The organism is Streptomyces sp. NPDC057253 (genome assembly GCF_042669125.1).
In the GTDB taxonomy this organism is placed as follows: domain Bacteria; phylum Actinomycetota; class Actinomycetes; order Streptomycetales; family Streptomycetaceae; genus Streptomyces.
Map to the genome: position 1 here is coordinate 24,919 of NZ_JBHUXV010000039.1, position 23,973 is coordinate 48,891.

Genomic DNA, 23,973 nt, shown 5'->3' on the forward strand with positions numbered 1-23,973 from the left:
GGCGCCATGGGCTGTTCACAATCCGGACGGAGTGTTGTCGGTGTGTGACGTTCCGTTTGTCCGGAACCGACCTACGACGCCACGGGCACCGGCGCCGGGCTGGAGGCGGCCGGGGGCAGCGAGTACGTCGTGGCGTACGGGGACGGGGTGACCGGTACGACCACGCCCGGGTCGGTCGTCGGACCGGGCGGCGCGGGGGAGTTGACGAGGGGCGGCGCGTTGTCGCCGGCCAGTTCCTGGGCCAGGGCGGCGAAGTCGACGTACCCCGTGGCCTCCAGGACCTTGATGTGGTCGAGGACGGTGCTGTTGGCGTCGTCGGCCAGGGCGCGGACCAGGGAGTTCTGGGTGCTCGCGCGGACCTCGGCGACGACCGAGAACACCCTGCCGTGGGCGAGGCGCAGGATGTTGGCGAACTGCCGGTCGTAGTCGACGCCCTGGGCCTGGTTCAGCGTTTCGAGCCACTGCTTCTGCTGGTCGTTGGGCTCGTTGGGCAGGGCGAGCCCGAGTTTCGCCGCCACGTCCCGCACCCGGGCGTCCAGGAAGGTGTGTCCCGCCACGAGGTGCTCACCGGCCGTCCGTACGGCCTGGGTCGTGCCCTTCTGCTCCGCCTGCCGGCCCGCGGGCAGCTCCCACAGCCCCGCCAGCCGCACCTTGGTGACGAAGTCCCGGTCCAGCGCGGAGAGCGGGCCGTACGGTGTCGTCACGGTCCCGGCCTTGAGCACGCTCAGCCCCGTGTCCGAGCGGTCGGCGTACGACCAGATCGGGACGAGCAGCGCCACGAGGGTCGCCGTGAGACCGGTGATGATGACTCCAGTACCGGTGAAGATGCCTCGGCCTTTGAGGGGCGGCCGTGGTCGCGGTCGCATGGTGCCTCCTGTTGCGGCACCGCACGCTAGTACGTTTCAGGTGCGGGGGTGACATATTACCGTCGGGTCAACGTCAACCGCCGTACACCGGTGCCGGCCGGCCACCGGGCCGGAGGCACCCCCTCAGCGCCGCAGCAGCACCTTCCGCGTGGCCCGGGCCAGCCGCACCGCGGGCCTGCGGGACCTGGGCACGGGCCCGGACCGCTCCAGCCACCACTCGCGCACCTCCCGCCGTGTCCTCGCGTCCGCCAACTTCCCGTCGAGCAGCAGATGTTCGGTGAAGGACAACGCGTCCCGCCGGTACCCGTCCGTCATCGGCGACCCCTGCGCGTACGCCAGGAACGCCGGCCGGTACCCCGCCCCGAGGATCACCGGCAGCTCCGGCGCCACCTTCGCCACCACGTCCGCCCGCTTCCCCGCGAGCGCCCGCGCCTGCACCCCCAGCCGCACCCGATCGAACCCCTCCGGGGCAGGCGTCCCCGCCACCAGCGCGGACAACAGAGAGGCCTGAGCGAGAGCAAGCCGCTGCCGGGCGCCTTCGGCCGAAGCACCGGACGGTCCCTCGGAGGAGGCGGCCCGCCCCGCCTTGCCGGACAGCCCTTCAGAGGACGTGGCACGCCTTGCGCCGCCGGACGGCCCTTCCGAGGAGGTCGCCCGTCCCTCCTTGCCAGACGGCCCTTCCGGGGACGCGGCCCGACGTGCCCCGCCCGACAGCCCCTCCCCAAACCCGGCACGCCCCGCCCCGCCGGACTGCCCCAGCGAGACCGTCGCCCGGCCCGCGCCGCCTGCCTCTGCCCCGGCACCGCCGCGCCCGGCCCCGCCGCCTCCCCCCTTCTCCACCGCCTCCCGGATCGCCCTCAACTCCCCCTCCAGTTCGGCCGGTTCGGGGAAGTTCTCGTCGCGTTCCAGTAGTACCCCCGGCGGGGACACCCGGGACGCGAGGTCGGTCAGGATGTCGAGGACCGGGCGCGGTACCGGGTGGGCGTGGCTGTCGTGCCACACGCCGTCCCGTTCGAAGCCGCCCGCGACATGGACGTACGCGAGGGCCTCCAGCGGGAGTTCGGCGAGCGCCTCGGCCGGGTCCTCGGCGCGGTTGACGTGGTTGGTGTGCAGATTGGCCACGTCGATCAGCAGCCGCACCCCGGTCCGGTCGGCGAGGTCGTACAGGAACTGCCCCTCGGTCATCTCCTCGCCCGGCCAGGAGATCAGCGCGGCGATGTTCTCCACGGCGAGCGGCACCGGCAGCGCGTCCTGGGCGATGCGGACGTTCTCGCACAGGACGTCGAGCGCGTCCCGGGTGCGGGGGACGGGCAGCAGGTGCCCGGCCTCCAGCAACGGGGAGGCGGTCAGCGGTCCGCCGGCCCGGACGAACGCGATGTGCTCGGTGACCAGCGGCGCCCCCAGCGCCCCGACCCGTTCGGCCAGCGCGGCCAGCCGCCCGGCGTCCGGCCGCTCCGCCCCGCCGAGGCCGAGGGAGACGCCGTGCGGCACCACGGTCACCCCGCGCTCGCGCAGCCGCCGCAGCGACTCGGGGAGATGCCCGGGGCAGACGTTCTCGGCCACGACCTCGACCCAGTCGATGCCCGGCATGCCCTCCACGGCGTCCGCGATCTCCGGCCGCCACCCGATCCCCGTGCCCAGTCGCTCCATGGTCCGTCCCCTCCTCGTCCTCTCCCGCATCCCCTCCGGCCGCCGTCCGACCGGCGTGACGGAGGTATGGCCCCGGGCCCCGCCACCGAACCGTGCCCGGGGGACCTTCAGAGCAACATTTGAGGTTCGGGGACCGGGCCTCGTCAGACGCCCGTGCCGGGCCACCCCTCCGGCTCCCGGCCCAGCAGCCGCAGCGTCTCCTCCAGCGGCCCGGCCCCCTCCGGAACCTTCAGCGCGGGCGCGAACGCGAACCCCGGGCCACGCCCCGCCGGGTCCGCCGGCACCCGCCGGGCGACGGCCAGGGCCGCGCGGAGCACCTCGTCCGCGAGCCGGAGCCGCACACCGAGCGCGGCCGCCACGTCCCACGCGTGCACCACGTAGTCCACGAAGTGAAAGCCGATCGCCGTACGGCCGGGGAACCCGCCGCCCAGCTCCGGCAGCACGAACTCCCGCTCCAGGACGCCCGGTTCGGCGAAGGCCGCGAGCACCGAGTCGGCGGCCACCCGGTGCGCCCGGGCGGGATCGGCCTCCTCCGTCCACTCCCGCCAGTACCGCGTCTCACCTCCCTCGCCCCGGGCCGCGGCCGCGAACCCGCGGTGCTGCGCGGTCATGTGCGCCACCAGCCGCCGCAGATCCCACCCCGCGCACGGGGTCTCCCGCGCCCAGTCGCCGTCGTCCCCGTCCCGGGCCGCTTCCACCACCCGCGAAGCCTCCCCTACGGCGATCCGGTCCAGCTCGACCACGTCCATCAGCGCTCCCCGGCGATCAGGTCAAGGGCGTACGCCCACACGGCATCGGGATCGAACTCCTCGAACTCCCGCCGGGCGGACCGCAGTTCACCGCGCCCGCGATGCGCACGGACGATCCGCGCATGGTCGGGGCGCCCGGTGAACCGCTTCAGCCCCCGCTCGTCGGCCCACACCGACACGGACCCGGAGCGCCGGCCGAGGGGATCCGCCCACAGCCACATGCCGACCGCGCCCGGAGTCGACGCCCAGGTGCGACGCAGCCGCAGCCCGGCCAGCGCGACGGCCACGGCCTGCCCGTGGCCGCGGGCGGTGAAGTCGGTGATGCCGACGAGCACAGGACCGTCGAGCGGGATCGCGGGGCCGGACTTCCAGCGGGAGCGCAGGATGCGGCGTCGAGGAGTATCCATGCCCCGACCATAAAACTAAACGAACGGTCGTGCTACTAGTTTTCGGGAAGGAAGAGACGCGGCCACCGGCCTGCCGCAGAACTCAGGCGTCCAACCGGGCGGCGATGCCCCGCCGCGCCCTGACATAGGGCGTGGCCTCGTCGTGCAGCAGCGACATCGCGTTCGCCGTCTCCATCAACGCGACCACCTCGAAGGCGAGTTGTGCCGTATCGGTGCCCGCGTCCAGTTCACCCCGGGCGCGCGCCTGCCCGGCGCACCTCTCCAACTCCGCGAGCCAGGCCCGCTGGGCCTCGACGAGGGCGTCGTGGACCGCGCCCTCCCGGGCGTCGAACTCGGCCATCACGCCGTAGAAGAAACAACCCCCGGGAAAGACCCGCTCCTGCGAGTACCGCAGCCAGCCCTCGCACAGCCCGCGCAGCCGGTCGAGGCCCTCGGCCGCCCCGGAGACCGGCTCCAGCACCTCGGCGACGAAGATCCGCGAGGCCTCCCGCACGGTCGCCAGCTGCAACTCCTGCTTGGAGCCGAACAGGGCGAAGACCCCGCTCTTGCTCAGCTCCAGCTCCCCGGCCAACCGCCCCACGGACAAGGCCTCCAGGCCCTCGACCGAGGCGATGTCGACGGCCCGCCGCAACACCGTCCGCCGGGTCCGGTTGCCGCGCTCCACGCGCCCGTCGAGCCGGGTCACCGCAGCGCCGGGTGGTCGGCGACGACCGTGCAGGAGCCCGGCGCGATCTCGGTGAAACCGGCGTCACGGACCAACGGCAGCCCGCTGGTGGTCAGTTCGTCCCAGCGGCCGGGGTCCGCGGTGCGCACGGCGAGCGGGAACCCGGCGTCCCGCCAGCCGGCCTTCTCCTCGTCGGACAGTTCCCACCAGGCCAGTTGGGCGCCGTGGCCGGCCTGGGCCATCGCCTTGCCGGCCGACATGTCGAGGTCCGGGTTGAGCCACAGCACGGGGGCCGCCGGATCCGCCGCCACGGGAGGCTCGGGGTCGTCGAGGTCGGTGCCGGAGACCTGGAGCTTGGCCAGCTCCTTGGGCCAGCCGTCGAGCGGCACCGGCGGAAACACCCGCACCTCGGCCGACTTCCCCGTCACCGTGATCCCGGGCAGCGCCTCGGCCCGCCGCCACTCCGCCCCGCGAGCCCGCCGTACGACCTTCCGGATCCGGGCGTCCTGCCAGTCCCGCACGGCCTCGGCCCACTCCCCGTCGCCGACGGAACGCTCGTCGCTCAGCATCACGAGCACGGCCCGGGCGGCGGTCTCCAGCGCGTCGGTGCGAGCGGGCGGAGCGGCCTTCTCGATCCGGACGACCAGGGGCAGCACGAACTGGGGCGCCTGGTCGCGAGCGGTCGGCTCGGAGCGGAAGGGGCTGTCGGTCGAGGGGGTCACGTCGTTGCTCACCCGGCCCAGCCTAGAGCTCAGCCGGAGCAGGCCGTCCGCTGAGCCTCCTGCCACTCGCAGACCGGGCACAGGGTGATCCCCTTGTACGACTCCGGGTACTCCGTCGGCTTCCGGCACAGCACGCACTCCGCGTACGGCGGCCCGTCCGCGACCGGCGGCCTCGGCCCCTCGCCGATCGTGCAGTAGTCCTCGCTCATGCCTCCAGCGTATGGGGTGTCCCGCAACTGATCTTGGTCTGGGCAAGGCTGCGTCATCGAGTGCTGAGGGGCTGCCTCCGGGGATTTCGTCGCGGGCGCAACCAATCCACCCGGCCGTCGGGAACGGATTACGCCCGGACATGTCCCGACGGTGGAGGCCCTCGGTGAAAGAAGCAGTACATATCGTCAGAAACCCGTCCGCGGGACCTGACCTGCAAGAGCTCGTGGGGCAGGTGGCTCTGGGGGACGAGGACGCGTTCGCCCAGGTGTACGACACCGTCGCGGGCCCCGTGCTGGGTGTCGTGCGGGCCGTGCTCCGGGATCACGCCCAGTCGGAGGAGGTGGCGCAGGAGGTTCTGGTCGAGGTCTGGCGCACGGCTCCCCGCTACCGGCCCGATCGCGGGACCGCGGTCAACTGGATCCTCACGCTCGCGCACCGCCGGGCCGTGGACCGGGTGCGTTCGGTGGACGCCGCGATGGCCCGGGACCACAAGGCCGCGCTGCTCGACCACGTGCCGGAGTACGACGAGGTGGCCGAGCATGTCGAGGCGCGCCTGGAGCGGGAGCAGGTGCGGCGCTGTCTGCGCACGCTGACCGAGCTCCAGCGCCAGTCCGTCACTCTCGCCTACTACCGGGGCCTGACGTACCGCGAGGTCGCCGAGGCGCTGGGGCTCCCGCTGGGGACCGTGAAGACCCGCCTGCGCGACGGACTGATCCGGCTGCGCGACTGCCTGGGGGTGACCGCGTGACCACCACCGACCTGCACCGGCTGACCGGCGCGTACGCCCTGCACGCCCTGTCCGACGAGGAGAACGCCTCGTTCGAACGTCACCTCGTGGGCTGCGAGGCCTGCGCCCAGGAGACGGCCGAGCTGAGCGCGACCGCGGCCCGGCTGGGACTGGCCGTCACCGCGCCCGTCTCCCCGGCACTGCGCGAGCGGGTGCTGCGCCGGATCACCACCGTCCGCCAGGAGACGCCCGGCACGCCGGTCCGGGTCCTTCCGGTGCGTGCCGGGCTGAGGGCCCGGCTGCTGTCCCGGTGGGCCCTGGCCGCCTGTCTCGCCGCGGCCGCCGCGCTCGGCGGGACGACCGTGTGGCAGCACCAGCAGGCCGCGGACGCCCGCGCCGAGGCACGTCAGGCGTCCCGGAGCGCGGATGAGATCGCCGCCGTGCTCGCCGCGCCGGACGCCCGGACGCGGGCCGCCGAGTTCGCCGCGGGCGGCACCGGCACGGTCGTCGTCTCCCACAGCAGGGACAGGGCCGTCTTCGTTGTCTCGGGCATGAGCCGCCCGCCCGGCGGCAAGGTCTACCAGCTCTGGTTCGACGACGACGGCACCATGCGGTCCGCCGGACTGATGGACCCGGACCGCAGCGACCAGGCCGTTCTCCTGCAGGGCGGCGTCGACCGGGCGTCGGGCATGGGCATCACCGTCGAACCCGACGGCGGCTCGAAGCAGCCCACCACCGCACCGATCGCCCTGATGACGTTCCCCGGCTGAGTGCCGACGGCCCGCTCTTGGGTCGTGCAATGAAAAGACGATTTACAGGTGATCCGTAGCCGAAGCGGGCGCGGATTGGTCGGAAAAGAAAATTCATCCGATCGTGGCTACGACCAATCCGGGGGGATTGCAGGAACGGATTCCCCACGTGACCGAGAACGTGAGGAATTCCCGCCGCCGGACCGGCCCGGTGCGGCTGTCGCTGGGCGCGCTCAGCGGTGCGCTGGCCGGGTGTGCAGCGCTCGCGATCGCCCAGGTGATCGCGGGTGCGGTCCGCCCGCAGTCCGGTCCCGTCGTCGCGGTCGGCGGCGCCGCGATCGACCGCACGCCCGCCGCGGTCAAGGACTGGGCGATCCGGAATTTCGGCACCGACGACAAATTGGTTCTCCAGCTGGGAATTCTCGCGGTGCTCGCGCTTTTCGCGGTGTCCCTCGGAATTGCCGGACTGCGATTCCGCCGCCCGGCCGCGGCCGGTGTGCTGCTCTTCGGAGTCGTGGGCGCGCTCGCGGCCACCGGCAGGCCCGACTCGACCGGTCCCGCGGACGCGCTGCCCTCGGTGGCGGGGGCCGTCGCCGGAGCCGTCCTGCTGTACGTGCTGACGGGCCGCCTCGCGCGACGCACCGAACCTTCCCCGGCGGCTCCCTCCGGCGGTGACTGGGACCGCCGAGGCTTTGTGATCGCGGCCGGCACGGCGGCGGTGGCCTCGGCGGGAGCCGCCCTGCTGGGCCGGTCCCTGGCGGGCGCCGGCGGCCGGGACGCGGTCGCCTCCCGGCACAACGCGGTGCTTCCCGCTCCCGTGTCTCCCGCCCCGCCCGTACCGAGGGGCGCCGGACCCCGGGTCCCCGGCCTCAGCCCGTTCATCACGCCCAGCAGCGACTTCTACCGCGTCGACACCGCCCTCGTGGTCCCCCGGGTGGACGCCACGACCTGGGCGCTGCGCATCCACGGCAAGGGCGTCACCCGTCCGCTCACCCTGTCGTACGACGATCTGCTGCGCCGCGACCTCGTCGAGCGGGACATCACGCTGACCTGTGTTTCCAACGAGGTCGGCGGCCCGTACGTCGGCAACGCCCGCTGGACCGGCGTACGGCTGGCCGATCTGCTGGCCGAGTGCGGGGTCCGGCCGCCGTCCCAGGGCGGGCCGGCCGACCAACTGGTCGCCCGTTCCGTGGACGGCATGACGATCGGCAGCCCCGTCGAGGACGTGATGGACGGCCGCGACGCCCTCCTCGCCCTCGGCATGAACGGCGTACCGCTGCCCTTCGCGCACGGCTTCCCGGTCCGCATGGTGGTGCCCGGCCTGTACGGCTTCGTGTCCGCCTGCAAGTGGATCGAGGACATCGAGCTCACCACCTTCGGCGCCTACGACCCCTACTGGGTCAAGCGCGGCTGGGCCCGCAGGGCGCCCGTCAGGACCCAGTCCCGCATCGACACGCCCAAGCCCTTCGCGCGCCCGAAGGCGGGCACGGTCATGGTCGCCGGTGTCGCCTGGGCCCAGCACCGCGGCATCGACAAGGTCGAGGTGCGCGTGGACGACGGGCCCTGGCGGGAAGCCCGGCTCGCCGCCGAGGACACGGCCGACACCTGGCGCCAGTGGACCTTCCCCTGGCAGGCCACCAGGGGCGGCCACACCCTCACCGTCCGGGCCACCGACCGCACCGGCGCGGTGCAGACCGCAAGACGTACCCGCACGATCCCCGACGGCGCCGGCGGATGGCACTCCGTGGTCGTGACCGTCGACTGACCCCCGAACCGCTTTTCCCTTCCCCCATGTAGAGGCAGCACAGGCTGCGTCAATCCACAGGAGAAACACGATGAACACCCGTATCCGCCGTACCGCCGTCACCCTGGCCGCCGCGGCCGTGCTGCCGCTCGCTCTCAGCGCCTGCTCCGACAGCGGCAGCGACTCCGCGTCCTCCGACTCCTCCACCAAGGCGTCGGCCTCCACCGAGGCGTCCGCCTCCGCCTCGGACGAGGCGATGGCCGGCTCCGGCAGCACCGCCTCGGCGGACCAGCCCTTCGGCCCGGCCTGTTCGGCGGTGCCGAAGAGCGGTGCCGGTTCCTTCGACGGCATGGCCCAGGACCCGGTCGCCACGGCCGCCTCCCACAACCCGGCGCTGTCCACGCTGGTGGCCGCGGTGCAGAAGGCCGGGCTGGTCGACACCCTCAACAACGCCCAGAACATCACCGTGTTCGCCCCGACCAACGACGCCTTCGCGAAGATCCCCAAGGCCACCCTGGACAAGGTCCTGAACGACAAGGCCCAGCTCACGAAGATCCTCACCTACCACGTCGTCGGCCAGAAGCTCACGCCCACCGACCTGGAGAACGGCTCCTTCGACACCCTGGAGAAGTCGAAGCTCACCACTTCCGGCTCCGGCGAGTCCTACACCGTCAACGACTCCGCGAACGTCGTCTGCGGCAATGTGAAGACCGCCAACGCCAACGTCTACATCATCGACAGCGTCCTGATGCCCACCAGCTGACGGCCCGTCATCGGTGGGGTGCCGCTTCGGTGGCACCCCACAGCCCCGGCCCCCGCGTGGAGTGACGACGCGGGGGCATGGGAGCAGACGGGGGTCCGTACGGGGTGAGAGGCAGAGCGACGTGAGCACACCAGTAGTGGGAACGGCCGCGGGCCTGTCCGTCCCGCCCCCGCTGAGCACGCCCTCGCGTCGGAGGTCCCGTGTCCGCTGAACCGTGGGCCGGTCGGCTGCGCCGGATCGGCCGGCTGCCGCGCCCGCCCGCCACCTGGTGGCCCGCGCTGCGCCGCACGCCGGTCTCGCTGTGGGACGACGACATCTCGGACTACGCGGCGGCCCTGACGTACTACGCGATCCTGGCGGTGCTGCCCGCGATGCTGGTCACCGTGCTGGCGTTCGGCATGATCAGCCCGGACACGGCCGAGGAGTTCGTCAGCCATGTGACGGCCTACGCGCCCGGCGGATCCGGTGCTCCGCTGCACGCCGTGCTCGGCCGGGTGCTCGGCGCCGACCGGACGGCGTGGCCGCTGCTCGCGGCGGGCTCGGCCAGTGCCCTGTGGTCCGCCTCCAGTTACCTCGCCGTCTTCCGCCGCGCCCTGCACCGCATGCACCGGGTCGAGGACCGGCGCTCGCCCTGGCGCAAGGCGCACCGGATCCTGCTGACCGCCTTGGGGCTGCTCGGCCTGCTGCTCGTCGGCTCGCTCACGCTGCTGCTGACGGGGCCGCTCGCGGAGGCCGCAGGACGGACCCTCGGCGTGGACACCACGGCGGCCTGGGCGTGGAGCCTGCTGCGCTGGCCGGTGCTGCTGTGCCTGGTCGCGCTGCTGGTCGTGGTCGTCTTCCACACCGGCCCCGCACCGGCCCGCCGACGCGAGCGCAGTGTGCCCGGCGGGGTGCTGGCGGCCGCCCTGTGGCTGACGGTCTCCGCCGGCTTCTCGGCGTACGCCGGGACGCTGGGCGCCTACAGCAGGCTGTACGGCTCCCTCGCCGGCGTGGTGGTCTTCCTGGTGTGGCTGTGGCTGTCGAACCTCGCCCTGCTCACCGGGGCGCAGTTCGCCGCCGAACTCGGGCCCCGTGCCGAGAGCACGGATCAGAGCACCGATCAGAGCGCCCTGCTGAGCGCCGCTCGGAGCACCGTTCAGAGCACCGGGAAGGCGCCCGCGCCGTAGCACTCCCGCGGCAGCGGATCCGGTACGGCGTCGGGGTCGAGGAGGTGGGCGACGACGGCCGCGGTGGTGCGGTGCCAGAGGCGGTGGCGGCGCAGCATCGCGTGGTCGCCGCCGTCGATGACGGCCATCCCGGCCCGCGCGGCGGTGCCCTGGGCGCGGTGGACGCAGTCGGCGGTCGCGGCGGGCGAGGTGACGCGGTCCCGTGCGCCGTGCAGGGCGACGATCCGTCGGCCCGCCGTCTGGGCGACCGGCTCGCCGGTCGGCCACCACGGCGCGAGGGCCAGCACACCCGTGACCTGGGGGTGTCCGGCGGCGTGCAGGGCGGCCCGGCCGCCCATGGAGTGGCCGAGCAGCACGGTCGGCACGGGGCCGGCCAGCGCGGTGAGCTCGTCCAGGGCCCGCAGGGTGTCCCGCCCGGCGTCGGCGCGGGTGCCGTTCCAGCCGCGCAGGCGGTAGCGGACCCGGGCGACCAGGACGTCCTCGTGGGGCAGCGCGGCGGTCACCGCCCGCAGGATCGGCTCCATCCGCAGGGCCGCGAGCTGCCGGGGGCTGGTGGGGCTGACGCTGGTCTCCTGCCCGCCGTGCAGGACGAGGAGGGCGGCCCGGGGCCGTGGCGGGCACTGCCGGGGCAGCAGGGACAGGGCGGCCGTGGTCCGGGGAGATGACGAGGTGTCGTCCTGCGGCACGATCAGAAGCTCCTTGTCGCCGTGGGTCGCACTCCCGCATCCTCCCCCGAACGGGCCGTCACCGTCGCCCCCGTCCGGTGTCCCGCTTCGGCGGCCGGGGGAAGAAGCCGCTGGTGCGGGCCCGGTACTCGGCGTAGCCGGGCCGGTCGGCCATGTGCCGTTCCAGCAGCCGCTGTCCGCTGCCCCGGGTCAGCAGCAGGCTCATCACCACCGGCGACACCACGGTCGCGGCGGCCGCCGCCGGGGCGTCGCAGACCAGCAGGAACAGGCCCCACCAGACGCAGAAGTCACCGAAGTAGTTGGGGTGCCGGGTCCACGCCCACAGCCCCCGGTCCATGATCCGGCCGCGCCGGTCCGGATCGGCCCTGAACCGGGCGAGCTGGGCGTCGCCGACCGCCTCGAAGACCGCCCCGACCGCCCACAGCGCGACGCCGGCCCAGGCCAGGGGCGACGGCCGGCCGGGCACGTACTGCGCCGCCTGCACCGGCAGGGACACCAGCCACACGAGCGCGCCCTGGAGCAGGTAGACCATGCGCAGGGCGTAGAGGTTCCGGTTGCCGGGTGCCTTCGCGAGCATCGCCTCGTAACGCGGGTCCTCGCCGTGGCCCCGGCCCCGGCGGGCGATGTGCACCGCGAGGCGCAGGCCCCAGGCCGCCGTCAGCCCGGTCGCCAGCAGCCGTCGTACCGGATCACCGTGCCCGGCGGAGACGGCGAGGGTCGTCAGGGCCACGGCGGTGAAGCCGATCCCCCAGGCCACGTCGACGATCCGGTGCACGCCCGCACGCACCGCGAGGGCGAAGGTGACGAGCATGACCGCCAGGGCCGCCGCGGCCGCCCAGGCCAGGTTGGTCGCGAAGGCGCTCCACGGGAAGGCGTTCACAGGTCCTCGTACCAACCGCTCGGCGTGGCCGGCACACCGGCCGCGCCGCCCGGCCCCGGCCGAACGGCGAGGATCTGGTCGACGCCCATCCGGCCCTCCTCGAAGGCCAGTGCCCCGCCGACCAGGTAGAGCCGCCACACGCGTGCGGTCTCCTCGCCGACCAGCCGTACGAACGCCTCCCAGCGCTCCTCCAGGGTGCGGTGCCAGGCGCCGATCGTACGGACGTAGTGCTCGCGCAGCGACTCCGTGTGCCGGACCTCCAGACCGGCCGCCTCCAGCAGGGCCACGGTCTCGCCGAGGGGGCGCATGTGCATGTCGGGGGCGATGTACGCCTCGATGAACGCCCCGCCGCCCGGGGTGCCCGGGCCCCGTGACATCTGCTGCACCAGCACCCGTCCGCGGGCCCGGACGAGCCGGTGCAAGGCGGCGGCGAAGGCGGGGTACTCGGCGTCGCCGACGTGCTCGCCCATCTCGATCGTGGACACGGCGTCGTATCCGCCGCCCCGGATGTCCCGGTAGTCCTGGCAGACCACCTCCACCCGATCGGTGAGCCCGCGCTCGCGCACCTGGCCGCGCACGTACGCCGCCTGCTCCCCGGCCAGCGTGACGGCGGTGACCTGTGCCCCGTACCGCTGCGCCGCGTGCAGGGTGAGCGAGCCCCAGCCGCACCCGATGTCCAGCAGCCGGGCGCCGGGCCTGAGGGCCAGCTTGCGGCAGATCAGCTCCAGTTTGGCCCGCTGGGCGTCGACGGCGGTGACGTCGGGCTCGTCGCTCGTCCAGTAGCCGCAGGAGTAGGCCATGGTCTCGTCGAGGAGGAGGCCGTAGAAGTCGTTGGACAGGTCGTAGTGGTGGCTGATGGCGGCCCGGTCGCGGGCCCGGCTGTGCAGGCCGCCCCGCAGCCGCGCCTGGGAGGCGGGCGCGGGCGGCGGGGGCCCCACGGCGCCGAGGCGTACGGCGGCGACGAGCGCGCGGGCCCGGTCGGCGGACGTCAGCCGGGGCGGGCGCAGGCCCCGCTCCCGCTGGGCCGCCCACATCGTGCGCAGTCCCTCCGCGAGGTCGCCCTCGACATCGAGCTCACCGGTGACGTAGGCCTGCGCGAGGCCCAACTCGCCGGGCTGCCAGAGCAGCCGGCGCAGCGCGCGTCGGGAGCGCACGACCACGACGGGTGCGTCGGGCGGTCCGGTCTCGCTGCCGTCCCAGGCGCGCAGGCGCAACGGCAGGGGACCGCCGAGCGCGTCCTCGACGAGGGCGCTGAGCCGGTGGGCGGCACCGGGCGGGGCGAGGGTGCTCATCGGACGGGGTTCTCCTTGGTGAACAGGTACTGCTGGACGTCGAGGTAGCCGGAGCGGAATCCGGCCTCGGAGTAGGCCAGGTAGAAGGTCCACAGGCGGCGGAAGGTCTCGTCGAAGCCGAGGGCGGCGACCTCGTCGGCGCGTTCGGTGAACCGCTCCCGCCACAGGCGCAGGGTCTCGGCGTAGTGGGCGCCGAAGGCGTCGCGGCGGGCGAGGCGCAGCGCGGTGTGGTCGCGGGCCGTCTGTTCGATCGCCTCGGTGGACGGGATGAGGCCGCCGGGGAAGACGTACTTGTGGATCCAGGTGAAGGTGTCCCGGGAGGCGAGCATCCGCTCGTGGGGCATGGTGATCGACTGGAGCGCCACCCGGCCGCCCGGGGCGAGCCGTGCGTCGAGGGTGCGGAAGTACGCCGGCCAGAACTCTGCGCCGACCGCCTCGATCATCTCCACGCTGACCACGGCGTCGTACTCCCCGGCCGCTTCCCGGTAGTCGCAGAGCTCGACGGAGACGCGGTCCGCAAGGCCCGCCGCGCGCACACGTTCCAGGGCCAGGGACCGCTGCTCGGCGGAGAGGGTGAGCGAGGTGACCCGGGCGCCCCTGGCACCGGCCCGCAGGGCCAACTCGCCCCAGCCGGTGCCGATCTCCAGCAGCCGGGTGCCCGCGCCGACGTCGGCCAGGTCGAGCAGCCGGTCGATCTTGCGGTGCTGGGCGGCCTCCAGGAGATCCCGACTCGCCGGGAAACCGCGGAAGACGGCCGAGGAGTAGCTGAGGGTGTCGTCGAGGAAGAGGGTGAACAGGTCGTTGGAGAGGTCGTAGTGGCGGCTGATGTTGGCGCGGGAGCCGTCGGGGGTGTTGCGCTCCTCGTGCGGGTGTCTGGGGGCCCACAGTCCGCGCAGGCGTTGCAGCGGGGCCGGGATCAGGTCGGCGGCGTGCGCGGCGAGCACGGTGAGCGCGGCGACCAGGTCGGGGGCGTCCCACTCGCCGGCCATGTACGACTCGCCGAAACCGACCAGGCCGCCGGTGCCGATCCGGGCGTGGAAGGCGGCCGGGTCGCGCACCTCCAGGAGCGGGCCGCCGAGACCGAGGTCGCCGGAGCCGGTGAGACGGGCGCGCAGGGGAAGTCCGCGCAGGGCCCGGCGGACGAGCGCGGCGGTCACGGCGTCCCGAGGCCGGGAGGGGCGGGGCACGGCGACGACGTCGGGCCAGCGGGCCGTGTCGGCCGCCACGTCGTGGGCGACTGTGGTCATGTCAGGTTCTCCGGGATGTGCTGTTCGGGTCGGGGCTGGACGGACAGGCCCCGCAGGTGGAGGCGGATGCCGTGGAAGCGGATCGCCGCGGACACGGCGAGGGTGGACCAGGGGTGGCGCAGCGCCAGGCGCAGCAGGTTCGTGACGGTCACCGCGCGGCGGGTGCCGTGGACGGTGGCCGTCAGGGTGCGGCCGTCCTCGCGGTCCAGGTGGACGGTCAGGTCGAGCCGGGGCCCCGGCCTCGGCAGCCGCATGCGGTAGCGGCCGTCCACGGGCAGGAACGGCGAGACGTAGAACTCCTTGTCGGCCTGGGCCGTCCCGGCCTGGTCCGGGTGCAGGAGGTAGGCGTGCCGGCCGCCGTAGGTGTTGTGGACCTCGGCGACCACGCAGCGCGGATCGCCGCCGGGGCCGTGGCACCAGTAGAGGGTGATCGGGTTGAACACGTACCCGAACACCCGGGCGTGGGTGAGCATCAGCACCGGTCCGCCCTCCAGATCGACGCCCTGCCCGGCGAGGTAGGCGTCGAGGCCCGCGCGCAGGGAGGGCTGGTCGCCGGTGAAGTGGTCGCGGGCGTCGAAGCGTGCCAACGGCCGCAGGGGCAGCGGCAGTCGGGGAGGGCGGTCGGGGTCGACGAGCCACAGGTAGGTGCGGTGGCGCAGCAGGTACCGCCACGGGGTGGTCCGGACATGGCGGATCGTGCAGGCGTAGAGGGCCGGTACGGCGTTCACCAGCGCGCTCCGAGTGCCGCGGCGGCCTCGACTCCCGAGCGGCAGCCGTCCTCGTGGAACCCCCAGCCGTGGTAGGCGCCCGCGAACACGCTGACGGGACCGGCCAGTTCGTGCAGCCGCCGTTGGGCGGCCACCGATTCCGGGGTGTAGACGGGGTGTTCGTAGACCATGCGGGCCAGCACCCGGTCGGGGTCGACGCGGTCCTCGCCGCCGAGGGTGACGACGAACGTCTCGGTGGCGTCCAGGCGTTGCAGCCGGTTCATGTCGTAGCTGACCCGCACGTGGTCGGCGGTCGCCGTGCAGGACGGCATGAGGTAGTTCCAGGAGGCGCGGGCGCCGCGGGCGCGGGGCAGCAGCCGGGTGTCGGTGTGCAGGAGGGTGGTGTTGCGCGCGTACCGGAACGCGCCGAGCACCTCCCGCTCCTGGTCGGTCGGATCGGCGAGCAGGCGCAGCGCCTGGTCCGGGTGGACGGCGACGACCACGGAGTCGTACGACTCGGTGGTGCCGTCGGCGACGGTCACCTCGGCGGCGTCGGCGTGGCGGCGCACGGCCCGGACCGGGGTGCCGGTGCGGATCTCGGGGATCCGCTTGGCGATCCGGTCGACGTACTCCCGCGAGCCGCCGGTGACCGTGCGCCACACCGGCGAACCGCCGACCGACAGCATTCCGTGGTGCTCCAGGAAGCGGAACAGGCAGGCGGCCGGGTAGCGCTGGGCGGTGACGGCGTCGCAAGGACCACACGGCCGAGACCACGGGTGTCATGAAGTGGGCAAGGAAGTAGGCGGAGAAGCCCTCGCGGTCCAGGAACTCGCCCAGGGTGAGGTCCTGTTCGTCGCCGTGGTGGCCGTGGCCCAGCAACCGGCGGGCCGCCCGGTGGAAGGCGGGCACCTCGGCGAGCAGCCGCAGGTAGGGGCCGCGCAGGATGTTTCGGGGCCGGGCGAGGAGCCCTGCGGGGCCGCGGGCGCCGGCGTACTCCAGGCCGCAGCCCTCGCACCGGACCGACATGCTCATCTCCGACTCCTGCGTGGGGACGCCGAGTTCGTCGAAGAGCCGCAGGAGGTTCGGGTAGGTGCGGCGGTTGTGCACGATGAACCCGGAGTCCACCCGGTGCACCCGCCCGTCGTACGACGACGTCAGCTCATGTGTGTGCGCGTGCCCGCCGAGCCGGTCGTCGGCCTCGTAGAGCACGACGTGTCGCGTCCGGCCCAGGATGTACGCGGCGGTCAGCCCCGCCACCCCGGAGCCGACGACGGCCGTCCGCCTCATCCTCTTTCCTCCCGCCCTCGCGATCAGGTCCGCGCGTAATCCGGAACAGGTCGCGTTGCGGATTGGCGGGAGGGGGGATCAAACCGAGCAGTCCGGGAGGACGAGGCGATCGTGGTGGCGGAGCGCGTTGCGGGACGACCCTCAGGTCCCGATCAGCTCGGACACCCGTACGAACCGGTAGCCCCGCGCCCGCAGCTGCGGCACCACCGCCCGGACCACCCGCTCCGTCGTCGGCGCGGCACTGCGCGTGCAGTGCAGGACCACGACCGACCCCGGCCGCACCCCCTCCAGCACCTGCCGCGCGACCGCCTCCGCGTCCGTCGCGAACGCGTCCCCGCTCACCACGTCCCACTGGACCGCCGTCACTCCGGCCGGGGTCAGCTCCTTGAGCGCCCGCCGGTCGTAGCACCCGCCGGGAAAGCGGAAGTACGGCCGCGCGTCCGGCACCCCGGCCTTCCGGAACGCCGTGTACGCCCGCTCCACGTCCGCCAGCATCCGGTCCGCGGACACCGTCGGCAGCCCATAGCAGTCGTCGGTGAAGGCGTAGTGGCTGTACGAGTGGTTGGCGACCTCGAAGAGCGGATCGTGCCCGAGGGACCGGGCCTGGTCCGGGTACTCCTCGGCCCATCGCCCGGTCATGAACACGGTGGCCGGCACCCTCAGTTCCCGCAGCGCCGAGATCAGCCCCGGATTGTCGAACCGCTCACCCGCCGCGGCCCGCGCTCCCTGGTCCGCGGTCATGTCGGCGTCGAAGGTGAGCGCGACCGTCCTGCCATGGACCCGCGACCCGTTCCTGAAGACCGGGGTCAGCCCGCCGGGACCCGGGGCGAGGGTGGGCGGCGCGGTGGTGGCCGAGGGGGCCGGGCGGGCCGGCCTCGTGACGGGCTGGGCAGCGGCGGCGCAGGCCGTGAGGGCGGCGCCGAGGAGGCAGACGGCGGTGACGCGTCGTACAAGAGTGATCACCGCACGAAAATAGGGCGAACCTTCCTATTTACCTCTCATCCCCGGCGGGGGTGTCACCCGCTCAGATGTCCCGCCTCTCCAGCGGCTTGGTCGCCGGGCCCTGGATCACCTTGCCGTTGGTGTCGAAGCGGGAGCCGTGGCAGGGGCACTCCCAGGCGTCCTCGGCGCCGTTGAAGGAGACCAGGCAGCCCATGTGGGTGCAGCGGGGCGAGACGGCGTGCAGAGCGCCCTCGTCGTCGCGGTAGACCGCGACCCGGTCGCCGTTCACCCGGACCACCGCGCCCTCGCCGGGCGGCAGGGACTCCAGCGGCGGGGAGGGGCGCAGCCGGTCGCCGACGAAGTGGCGGGCGACCTGGGCCTGGTGCTTGAGGAAGGACGGGGCCTCGCGGACCTGCGAGCGCAGCCGGCGGGGGTCGTACAGCTCGCTCCACTCGCACGTCCCGCCGGTGATCTGGACCGTGAGCAGACGGCCCGCCATGATGCCGCCGCTCATGCCCCAGCCGCCGAAGCCGGTGGCGACATACGTGTGCCGGGCTCCCGGGTGCAGCGGGCCGACGAGCGGCACGGTGTCGGTGGGGTCGTTGTCCTGGGTGGCCCAGGCGTGGGTGAGCTCGACGTCGGGGAAGTGCCGGGCGGCCCACGCGGAGAGGTCGTCGAAACGGGCCCGGGTGTCGCCGGTGCCGGGCGTGAAGTGCTCGCCGGTGACGATCAGCAGGCGCCGTTCCTCGTCCCAGGGCGCCGTACGGACCGAGCGGGTGCCCTCGTCCGGCGTGATGAACATGCCGTCCGGATCCCGCTCCCGCTCGATCGTCCCGGCGACCACCAGCTCACGGCGCGGGGAGAGCCGGGTGAAGAGCAGGGCCCGGTCGAAGATCGGGTAGTGGGTGGCGACCACGACGTCCCGGGCCCGCACCCTCGCCCCCGTGGCCGTCTTCAGCCGGCACGGCTCGCCCTCCTCAAGACCTACGACGGCGGTGTGCTCGTGGACCGCCGCGCCCGAGGAGACAAGATCCTCGACCAGGGCCAGCAGGTACTTGCGGGGATGGAACTGCGCCTGATCCGCGACCCGCACCGCCCCCGCCACCGGGAACGGCAGCCCGGTCTCCGTCTCGAACGACGCCTCAAGCCCTGCCTCCCGGGCGGCCGCCGCCTCCGCCCGCAGCTCCTCGACCCGGCCCGCGTCACAGGCGTAGGTGTACGCGTCGCGCCGCTCCCAGTCGCAGTCGACGCCCAGCTCCTCGGCGATCTCGGCGGCCCGCTCGATCGCCTCGCTCTGCGAGCGCGCGTACAGCCGGGCCCCCTCGCGGCCGCGGGTGCGGGCCAGCTTGTCGTAGATCAGGGTGTGCAGGGCGGTGAGCTTGGCGGTGGTGTGCCCGGTGACCCCGGCCGCCACCTGCCCGGCCTCCAGTACGGCGACCCGCCGCCCCGCCTGCGTCAGCTCCCATGCCGTGCTCAGCCCGGCGATCCCGGCGCCGATCACGGCCACGTCGACGTCGAGGTCGTCGGTCAGGGGCGGCCGGGGCCCGCCGGGTGCCGTCTCGAGCCAGTACGAGCCCTTGACGTGTCGGTTCTCGGTCATGCGGGCCGAGTACCCCGGGATTCACTGTTCCAGCAGTCGCCTGCGGGCCTCGGCCACATCGAAGTCCGCCTCCGGATAGCGCGGGTCCAGCTCGGACAGGTGTTCCAGGAGGAGGCGGCTGACCGCCCAGTTGCGGTACCACTTGCGGTCGGCGGGGACCAGGTACCAGGGCGCGTGCCCGGTCGAGCAGCGCTCCAGGGCGATCTCGTACGCCTGCTGGTACGCGGGCCACAGGGCGCGCTCCTCGATGTCCGAGACGCTGAACTTCCAGTGCTTGTCCGGGCGGTCGAGACGCTTGAGGAGGCGGTCGCGCTGTTCCTCGTACGAGATGTGCAGGAAGCACTTGATCACGGTGACGCCGTCGGCGGCCAGAGTCCTCTCGAAGCGGTTGATCTCGTCGTAGCGGCGCTCGATCTCGTCGCTGCGGGCCAGGGCGTGGACGCGGGCGACGAGGACCTCCTCGTAGTGCGACCGATCGAAGACGCCCAGCTCACCGGCTTGCGGGAGGGCCCGTGCGATACGCCAGAGGAAGGGGTGCCCGAGTTCCTCGGGCGTGGGCGCCTTGAAGGCGCGGACACGGCAGCCGGAGGGGTTGAACAGGCCGGTGACGTGCTTGACCGTGCCGCCCTTGCCGCTGGTGTCCATGCCCTGGAGCACCAGCAGGATCCGGCGCCGGTCGCCCGCCGTGCTCGCCGCCCACAGACGTTCCTGGAGGTCGGCGAGCGGGGTGGCGAGTTCGGTCATCGCGGCCAGGCCGGCCTCCTTGTCCCGGGGGCCGGCCGGGGTCTCCCGGGTGTCGTAGGAGGCCAGGTCCACCGTCTTGCCGCCCGGCACGTGCAGCAGCTCGCGCAGGGAGAAGCCGTCGGCGGCCGTCGGGTCCTTCTTGGTCACCCCGGCCGTCGGGTCCTTCTTGGTCACCCCGGCCTTCGAGTCCTTCTTGGTCACGCGGGCCTTCGAGTCCTTCTTGGACATGGGCACCCCTTCCGGTCCGGGTCCGGTCCCTCGATCCCGCGCCGGGGGACCGGGGCGCGCCGGCCGTCGCGGAGGGCGGCTACCCGCGCCAGGGGCCCGTCACCGCGAAGGTCGTCCCGGGTGTGTAGCAGTTGACGTACATCGTGTGCCCGTCGGGGGAGAAGGTGACTCCGGCGAACTCGCCCCACTCCGGTTCCGCCGGGGTGCCGATGTTCTGGGCGTTGCGGGCCATCGCGTAGACCTCGCCGTGCCGGGTCACACCGAAGACGTGCTGGGCGCCGTTGCCGTCCTCGCACACCATCAGGCCGCCGCTGGGTGCCAGACAGATGTTGTCGGGGGACTCGCCGGGCAGCTGCACATCGGTGTCCGGGCCGAAGACGATCACCAGGGTGAGCCGGCGCGCCGAGGGGTCGTAGCGCCAGATCTGCCCGAAGTGGGAGGCGGCCGAACCGTCGGAGCTGCGCGCGAACGACGACACGAAGTAGACGGACTTCCCGCCCCAGTAGCAGCCCTCCAGCTTCTGGGCGTGGGTGATGCCCTTCGGGCCGAAGTCCTGGAGTCGGACCGGCGTTTCGCGGGCCAGCGGGTCCGGTACGTCGACCCACTCGATGCCCTCGAAGCAGGCGCCGGTCTCCTGGATCACGGACAGGTCCGGCACGCCCGGCACCCGCATCGCCTGGAGCCGGCCGCCCGCGCGCAGCGAACCGAGGCCGCCCTCGGGCCGGTTGGGCAGGAAGCGGTAGAAGAGGCCGAAGGGCTTGAGGAAGGCGTCCTCGGTCTCGTAGACGATGCCCCGCTTCGGGTCGATCGCGATCGCCTCGTGCTGGAAGCGGCCCATCGCGGTCAGCGGTACGGCGCCCGAGCGGTGCGGGTCGACCGGGTCCACCTCGAAGATGAAGCCGTGGTCCTTGGTGTAGCCGTTGGTACCGGCCTTGTCCTCGGTCTCCTCGCAGGTGAGCCAGGTGCCCCAAGGGGTGGGCCCGCCCGCGCAGTTGACGGCGGTGCCGGCGATGGCGACCCGCTCCGCCAGCACGTTGTTCCGGGAGTCCAGCGTGAGGGCCGTACAGCCGCCCTTGCCGGCCGGGTCGTAGGTCAGGCCCTCGACCGTCGGCACCTGGAGGGGCGCCGTGACGCGGTTCTCGTGGTTGCGGACCAGGTGGACCCGGCCGTTTCTGCCGGGCAGGGCCGTCATGCCGTCGTGGTTGGAGGGGACCTTGCCCTCGCCGGAGCGCAGCTGGTCGCCCTCGCGGGAGAGGACCTTGTAGCGGAAGCCCTTCGGCAGGTCCAGGAGGCCCTTCGGGTCGGGTACGAGGGGGCCGTAGCCGGTGTGGCCGAGGGACTGCGCGGCGGCCGTGCCCGCGAAGAGTTCGGACAGGGCCCCGGAGAAGGCGATACCGGCTCCGAGTGCCCCTGAGCGGGCGAGGACTTGACGTCGTGTTGCGGACATGGCGAAGCAACCTTCCTGCTGGCGGACAGGAACTGTGACGCCGCTGTGTCTATCACCTGGGTCGGCCCTCGGGAACCACGCGCGTAGCGTGTCCCCGTCCGTCACTGCCCGGGCGGGTCCACCCGCACCCGCTCTCCGTCACTGCCCGGTCGGATGCTCCTGGGCGCGCTCCAGGAAGCGCAGCAGCTCCACCGGGAACGGCAGGACCAGCGTGGAGTTCTTCTCGGCGGCCACCGCGACGACCGTCTGGAGCAGCCTCAGCTGGAGCGCGGCGGGCTGCTCGGACATCTCCTTGGCGGCCTCCGCGAGCTTCTTGGAGGCCTGGAGCTCCGCGTCGGCGTTGATGATCCGGGCCCGCCGCTCCCGGTCGGCCTCGGCCTGACGGGCCATCGACCGCTTCATCGTGTCCGGCAGCGACACGTCCTTGATCTCCACGCGGTCCACCTGTACGCCCCAGCCCACGGCCGGGCTGTCGATCATCAGCTCCAGGCCTTCGTTGAGCTTCTCGCGGTTGGAGAGCAGGTCGTCCAGCTCGCTCTTGCCGATGATGGAGCGCAGCGAGGTCTGGGCCATCTGGGAGACGGCGAACTTGTAGTCCTCGACCTTGACGAGGGCGCTCGCCGCGTCGACGACCCGGAAGTAGACCACCGCGTCCACGCGCACCGTGACGTTGTCCCGGGTGATGCCCTCCTGGGCCGGCACCGGCAGCGTGACGATCTGCATGTTCACCTTGTGCAGCCGGTCGGCGAACGGGACGATCAGGGTGAACCCGGGCTCGCGTACGCCGCCCGCGAGCCGCCCGAGGCGGAAGACCACCCCGCGCTCGTACTGCTTGACGACCCGGGCCGCCGCCGCCAGATAGACACATCCGGCGGCCGCGGTCGCCGCGGCCGCGGCCAACAGCTCTGGGAGCATGTCGACCTCCTCGAAGAGGCCTGTTTGTCTGCTCCTGCAACGATATGCCCGATGCCTGGTCCGAGACCACGACGGTCTCGGACCAGGCGGTGAGGGCTACGGGGCGGTGGCCCTCACCGGCTCCGGCTCGGTGACCCGCACCGGCTCCGTGCCGACCGAGCTGTGCCGCTCGGCCCAGTTCTCCAGTGCCGTACGGCAGGCGTGGTCCAGGTGGTGCAGTCCGGAGAGGTCCAGCTCCACGGGCCGGTCCTGGGGCAGCGCCTCCAGGCTGTCGAGGATCTTCGGCAGCCTGAGGAAGGTCGCGTTGCCCGACAGGTGCGCCTGGACGGGGCCGGCGCCCTTGTCGACGATCTCCAGCCTGAGGTGCGAGGCCTCCCAGGCGGTCTTGGCGACGGACAGCGCCAGACCGATCAGCACACCCTCGAACATGTTGATCGCGACGATCGAGACGGCCGTGGCCACCAGGATCAGCGCCTCACCGCGGTGGCTGCGCCACAGCGGCACGATGGCCCGGAAGGGGATCAGCTTGAAGCCCGCGTGGACCAGGATGCCGGCGAGCGCGGGCAGCGGGATCAGCGCCAGCGTGGACGGCAGCAGGGCCGCGAACAGCAGCAGCCACACACCGTGCATGACCCGGGACGCCTTGGTCCTCGCACCCGCCTGGACGTTGGCGGAGCTGCGCACGATGACCGCGGTCATGGGCAGGGCGCCGAGCGCGCCGCACACCGCGTTGCCCGCGCCCTGGGCCATGAGTTCCTTGTCGTACTCGGTGCGCGGACCGTCGTGCAGCCGGTCCACCGCGGCCGCGCTGAACAGCGACTCGGCGGAGGCGATCAGGGTGAACGCCAGGATGGTGCCGAATATGGCCGGATCGGCGAGCTCGCCGAAGGCCTCCGAGCCGGGCGGCCGGATCGAGTCCAGCAGGCCGCTGACCTCGACGGTGGCGATCGACAGGCCGAGGACCTGGGTGACCAGGGTGGCCAGCAGGACCGCGGCGAGCGCGCCGGGCACGGTCTGCGCCTTCCCGGGCAGCTTCTTCCACAGGACCAGCACCGCGACGGTGCCCGCGCCGACGGCGAGCGAGAGGAGGGCGGTGGAGCTGCCGAGCGCGTCGACGGCGGCGCCGGGCAGCCCCAGGATCTTGTCGACCCCGCTGGTGGGCGCCTTCAGGCCGGCCGCGGAGTACAGCTGCCCGGCGATGAGCACCAGGCCGATACCGGCCAGCATGCCCTCGACGACGGACACGGATATCGCCCGGAACCAGCGCCCGAGCTTCAGGGCGCCCATCGCGAGCTGGATGAGCCCGGCGGCCAGCACGATCACGCCGAGGGCGGGCAGTCCGAACTCCTGGACCGCCTCGAAGACGAGGACGGTCAGGCCGGCGGCGGGCCCGGAGACCTGGAGGCTGCTGCCCCGCATGACTCCGGTGACCAGCCCGCCCACTATGCCGGTGACGAGTCCGAGCTCGGCGGGGACGCCGGAGGCGACGGCCACGCCCACGCACAGCGGGAGCGCGACCAGGAACACGACCAGGGAGGCGGCGAAGTCCTGCCGCAGGTGAGGGTATTTGGTCAGCATCCC

23 protein-coding genes and 1 pseudogene are annotated in these 23,973 nt (G+C 73.2%); 5 read left to right on the forward strand and 19 right to left on the reverse strand.

Features of this window, described 5'->3' with window-relative positions:
* Positions 1 to 71 precede the first annotated feature (71 nt).
* From ACFULQ_RS22085 to ACFULQ_RS22115, 7 genes are all read right to left on the reverse strand, one after another.
* A complete protein-coding gene (locus ACFULQ_RS22085; protein WP_383546439.1) occupies positions 72 to 866 on the reverse strand; it encodes a DUF4142 domain-containing protein in 795 nt (264 codons plus the stop codon).
* Between the two features lie 123 nt (positions 867 to 989).
* Positions 990 to 2,516 (reverse strand): DUF692 domain-containing protein, encoded by a 1,527-nt coding sequence (locus ACFULQ_RS22090; RefSeq protein WP_383546440.1) that lies wholly within the window; start codon positions 2,514 to 2,516, stop codon positions 990 to 992.
* Between the two features lie 143 nt (positions 2,517 to 2,659).
* Positions 2,660 to 3,265, reverse strand: coding sequence for a TIGR03086 family metal-binding protein (locus ACFULQ_RS22095; RefSeq protein WP_383546442.1), 606 nt, complete (start codon positions 3,263 to 3,265; stop codon positions 2,660 to 2,662).
* Positions 3,265 to 3,672: a hypothetical protein gene (locus ACFULQ_RS22100; RefSeq protein ID WP_383546444.1), complete on the reverse strand. Its 408-nt coding sequence runs from the start codon at positions 3,670 to 3,672 to the stop codon at positions 3,265 to 3,267. The genes ACFULQ_RS22095 and ACFULQ_RS22100 overlap by 1 nt, the downstream gene beginning before the upstream one ends.
* A gap of 82 nt (positions 3,673 to 3,754) precedes the next feature.
* Positions 3,755 to 4,357 (reverse strand): TetR/AcrR family transcriptional regulator, encoded by a 603-nt coding sequence (locus ACFULQ_RS22105; protein WP_383546446.1) that lies wholly within the window; start codon positions 4,355 to 4,357, stop codon positions 3,755 to 3,757.
* Positions 4,354 to 5,070 (reverse strand): aminoacyl-tRNA hydrolase, encoded by a 717-nt coding sequence (locus tag ACFULQ_RS22110; protein ID WP_383546448.1) that lies wholly within the window; start codon positions 5,068 to 5,070, stop codon positions 4,354 to 4,356. The genes ACFULQ_RS22105 and ACFULQ_RS22110 overlap by 4 nt, the downstream gene beginning before the upstream one ends.
* Positions 5,071 to 5,087: 17 nt before the next feature.
* Positions 5,088 to 5,267: a hypothetical protein gene (locus ACFULQ_RS22115; protein WP_383546450.1), complete on the reverse strand. Its 180-nt coding sequence runs from the start codon at positions 5,265 to 5,267 to the stop codon at positions 5,088 to 5,090.
* A 164-nt stretch (positions 5,268 to 5,431) separates the two neighbouring features.
* Between ACFULQ_RS22115 and ACFULQ_RS22120 the strand changes: the two genes are divergently transcribed.
* From ACFULQ_RS22120 to ACFULQ_RS22140, 5 genes are all read left to right on the forward strand, one after another.
* Positions 5,432 to 6,016, forward strand: coding sequence for a sigma-70 family RNA polymerase sigma factor (locus ACFULQ_RS22120; protein WP_383546451.1), 585 nt, complete (start codon positions 5,432 to 5,434; stop codon positions 6,014 to 6,016).
* Positions 6,013 to 6,765, forward strand: coding sequence for an anti-sigma factor domain-containing protein (locus tag ACFULQ_RS22125; protein WP_383546452.1), 753 nt, complete (start codon positions 6,013 to 6,015; stop codon positions 6,763 to 6,765). The genes ACFULQ_RS22120 and ACFULQ_RS22125 overlap by 4 nt, the downstream gene beginning before the upstream one ends.
* 148 nt (positions 6,766 to 6,913) lie before the next feature.
* A complete protein-coding gene (locus tag ACFULQ_RS22130) occupies positions 6,914 to 8,509 on the forward strand; it encodes a molybdopterin-dependent oxidoreductase (protein WP_383546454.1) in 1,596 nt (531 codons plus the stop codon).
* Between the two features lie 70 nt (positions 8,510 to 8,579).
* Complete coding sequence (locus ACFULQ_RS22135) at positions 8,580 to 9,251, forward strand: fasciclin domain-containing protein (protein WP_383546455.1); 672 nt, start codon at positions 8,580 to 8,582, stop codon at positions 9,249 to 9,251.
* A 200-nt stretch (positions 9,252 to 9,451) separates the two neighbouring features.
* Complete coding sequence (locus ACFULQ_RS22140; RefSeq protein ID WP_383546457.1) at positions 9,452 to 10,417, forward strand: YihY/virulence factor BrkB family protein; 966 nt, start codon at positions 9,452 to 9,454, stop codon at positions 10,415 to 10,417.
* On the opposite strand, the gene ACFULQ_RS22145 is transcribed toward ACFULQ_RS22140, so the two are convergent.
* From ACFULQ_RS22145 to ACFULQ_RS22200, 12 genes and pseudogenes are all read right to left on the reverse strand, one after another.
* Positions 10,387 to 11,103 carry an alpha/beta hydrolase gene (locus ACFULQ_RS22145; protein ID WP_383546459.1) on the reverse strand — a complete coding sequence of 239 codons (717 nt, stop codon included), beginning with the start codon at positions 11,101 to 11,103 and terminating at the stop codon, positions 10,387 to 10,389. The genes ACFULQ_RS22140 and ACFULQ_RS22145 overlap by 31 nt on opposite strands.
* A 58-nt stretch (positions 11,104 to 11,161) precedes the next feature.
* Positions 11,162 to 11,983, reverse strand: a complete 822-nt coding sequence (locus ACFULQ_RS22150; protein ID WP_383546461.1) for a DUF1295 domain-containing protein — start codon at positions 11,981 to 11,983, stop codon at positions 11,162 to 11,164.
* Positions 11,980 to 13,275 carry a class I SAM-dependent methyltransferase gene (locus ACFULQ_RS22155; protein WP_383546463.1) on the reverse strand — a complete coding sequence of 432 codons (1,296 nt, stop codon included), beginning with the start codon at positions 13,273 to 13,275 and terminating at the stop codon, positions 11,980 to 11,982. The genes ACFULQ_RS22150 and ACFULQ_RS22155 overlap by 4 nt, the downstream gene beginning before the upstream one ends.
* Entirely contained in the window at positions 13,272 to 14,522 is a 1,251-nt protein-coding gene (locus ACFULQ_RS22160) for a class I SAM-dependent methyltransferase (RefSeq protein ID WP_383546464.1), read from the reverse strand. Before ACFULQ_RS22160 ends, ACFULQ_RS22155 begins: the two co-directional genes overlap by 4 nt.
* Complete coding sequence (locus ACFULQ_RS22165; protein ID WP_383546466.1) at positions 14,519 to 15,250, reverse strand: DUF1365 domain-containing protein; 732 nt, start codon at positions 15,248 to 15,250, stop codon at positions 14,519 to 14,521. The genes ACFULQ_RS22160 and ACFULQ_RS22165 overlap by 4 nt, the downstream gene beginning before the upstream one ends.
* A pseudogene (locus ACFULQ_RS22170) lies at positions 15,247 to 16,516 on the reverse strand (NAD(P)/FAD-dependent oxidoreductase). The gene ACFULQ_RS22165 and the pseudogene ACFULQ_RS22170 overlap by 4 nt, the downstream one beginning before the upstream one ends.
* A gap of 141 nt (positions 16,517 to 16,657) precedes the next feature.
* Positions 16,658 to 17,479: a polysaccharide deacetylase family protein gene (locus ACFULQ_RS22175; protein WP_383546467.1), complete on the reverse strand. Its 822-nt coding sequence runs from the start codon at positions 17,477 to 17,479 to the stop codon at positions 16,658 to 16,660.
* Positions 17,480 to 17,540: 61 nt separating this feature from the next.
* The gene (locus tag ACFULQ_RS22180; RefSeq protein WP_383546468.1) at positions 17,541 to 19,058 is read right to left on the reverse strand and encodes an FAD-dependent oxidoreductase; all 1,518 of its coding nucleotides are present in this window, start codon (positions 19,056 to 19,058) and stop codon (positions 17,541 to 17,543) included.
* A 21-nt stretch (positions 19,059 to 19,079) separates the two neighbouring features.
* Positions 19,080 to 20,030, reverse strand: coding sequence for a polyphosphate kinase 2 family protein (locus ACFULQ_RS22185; RefSeq protein WP_383546469.1), 951 nt, complete (start codon positions 20,028 to 20,030; stop codon positions 19,080 to 19,082).
* A gap of 79 nt (positions 20,031 to 20,109) precedes the next feature.
* Positions 20,110 to 21,477, reverse strand: a complete 1,368-nt coding sequence (locus tag ACFULQ_RS22190) for a PhoX family protein (RefSeq protein WP_383546471.1) — start codon at positions 21,475 to 21,477, stop codon at positions 20,110 to 20,112.
* A 138-nt stretch (positions 21,478 to 21,615) separates the two neighbouring features.
* Entirely contained in the window at positions 21,616 to 22,392 is a 777-nt protein-coding gene (locus tag ACFULQ_RS22195; protein WP_383546472.1) for a slipin family protein, read from the reverse strand.
* A gap of 96 nt (positions 22,393 to 22,488) precedes the next feature.
* Entirely contained in the window at positions 22,489 to 23,970 is a 1,482-nt protein-coding gene (locus ACFULQ_RS22200; RefSeq protein WP_383546474.1) for a SulP family inorganic anion transporter, read from the reverse strand.
* Between the last annotated feature and the right edge of the window lie 3 nt (positions 23,971 to 23,973).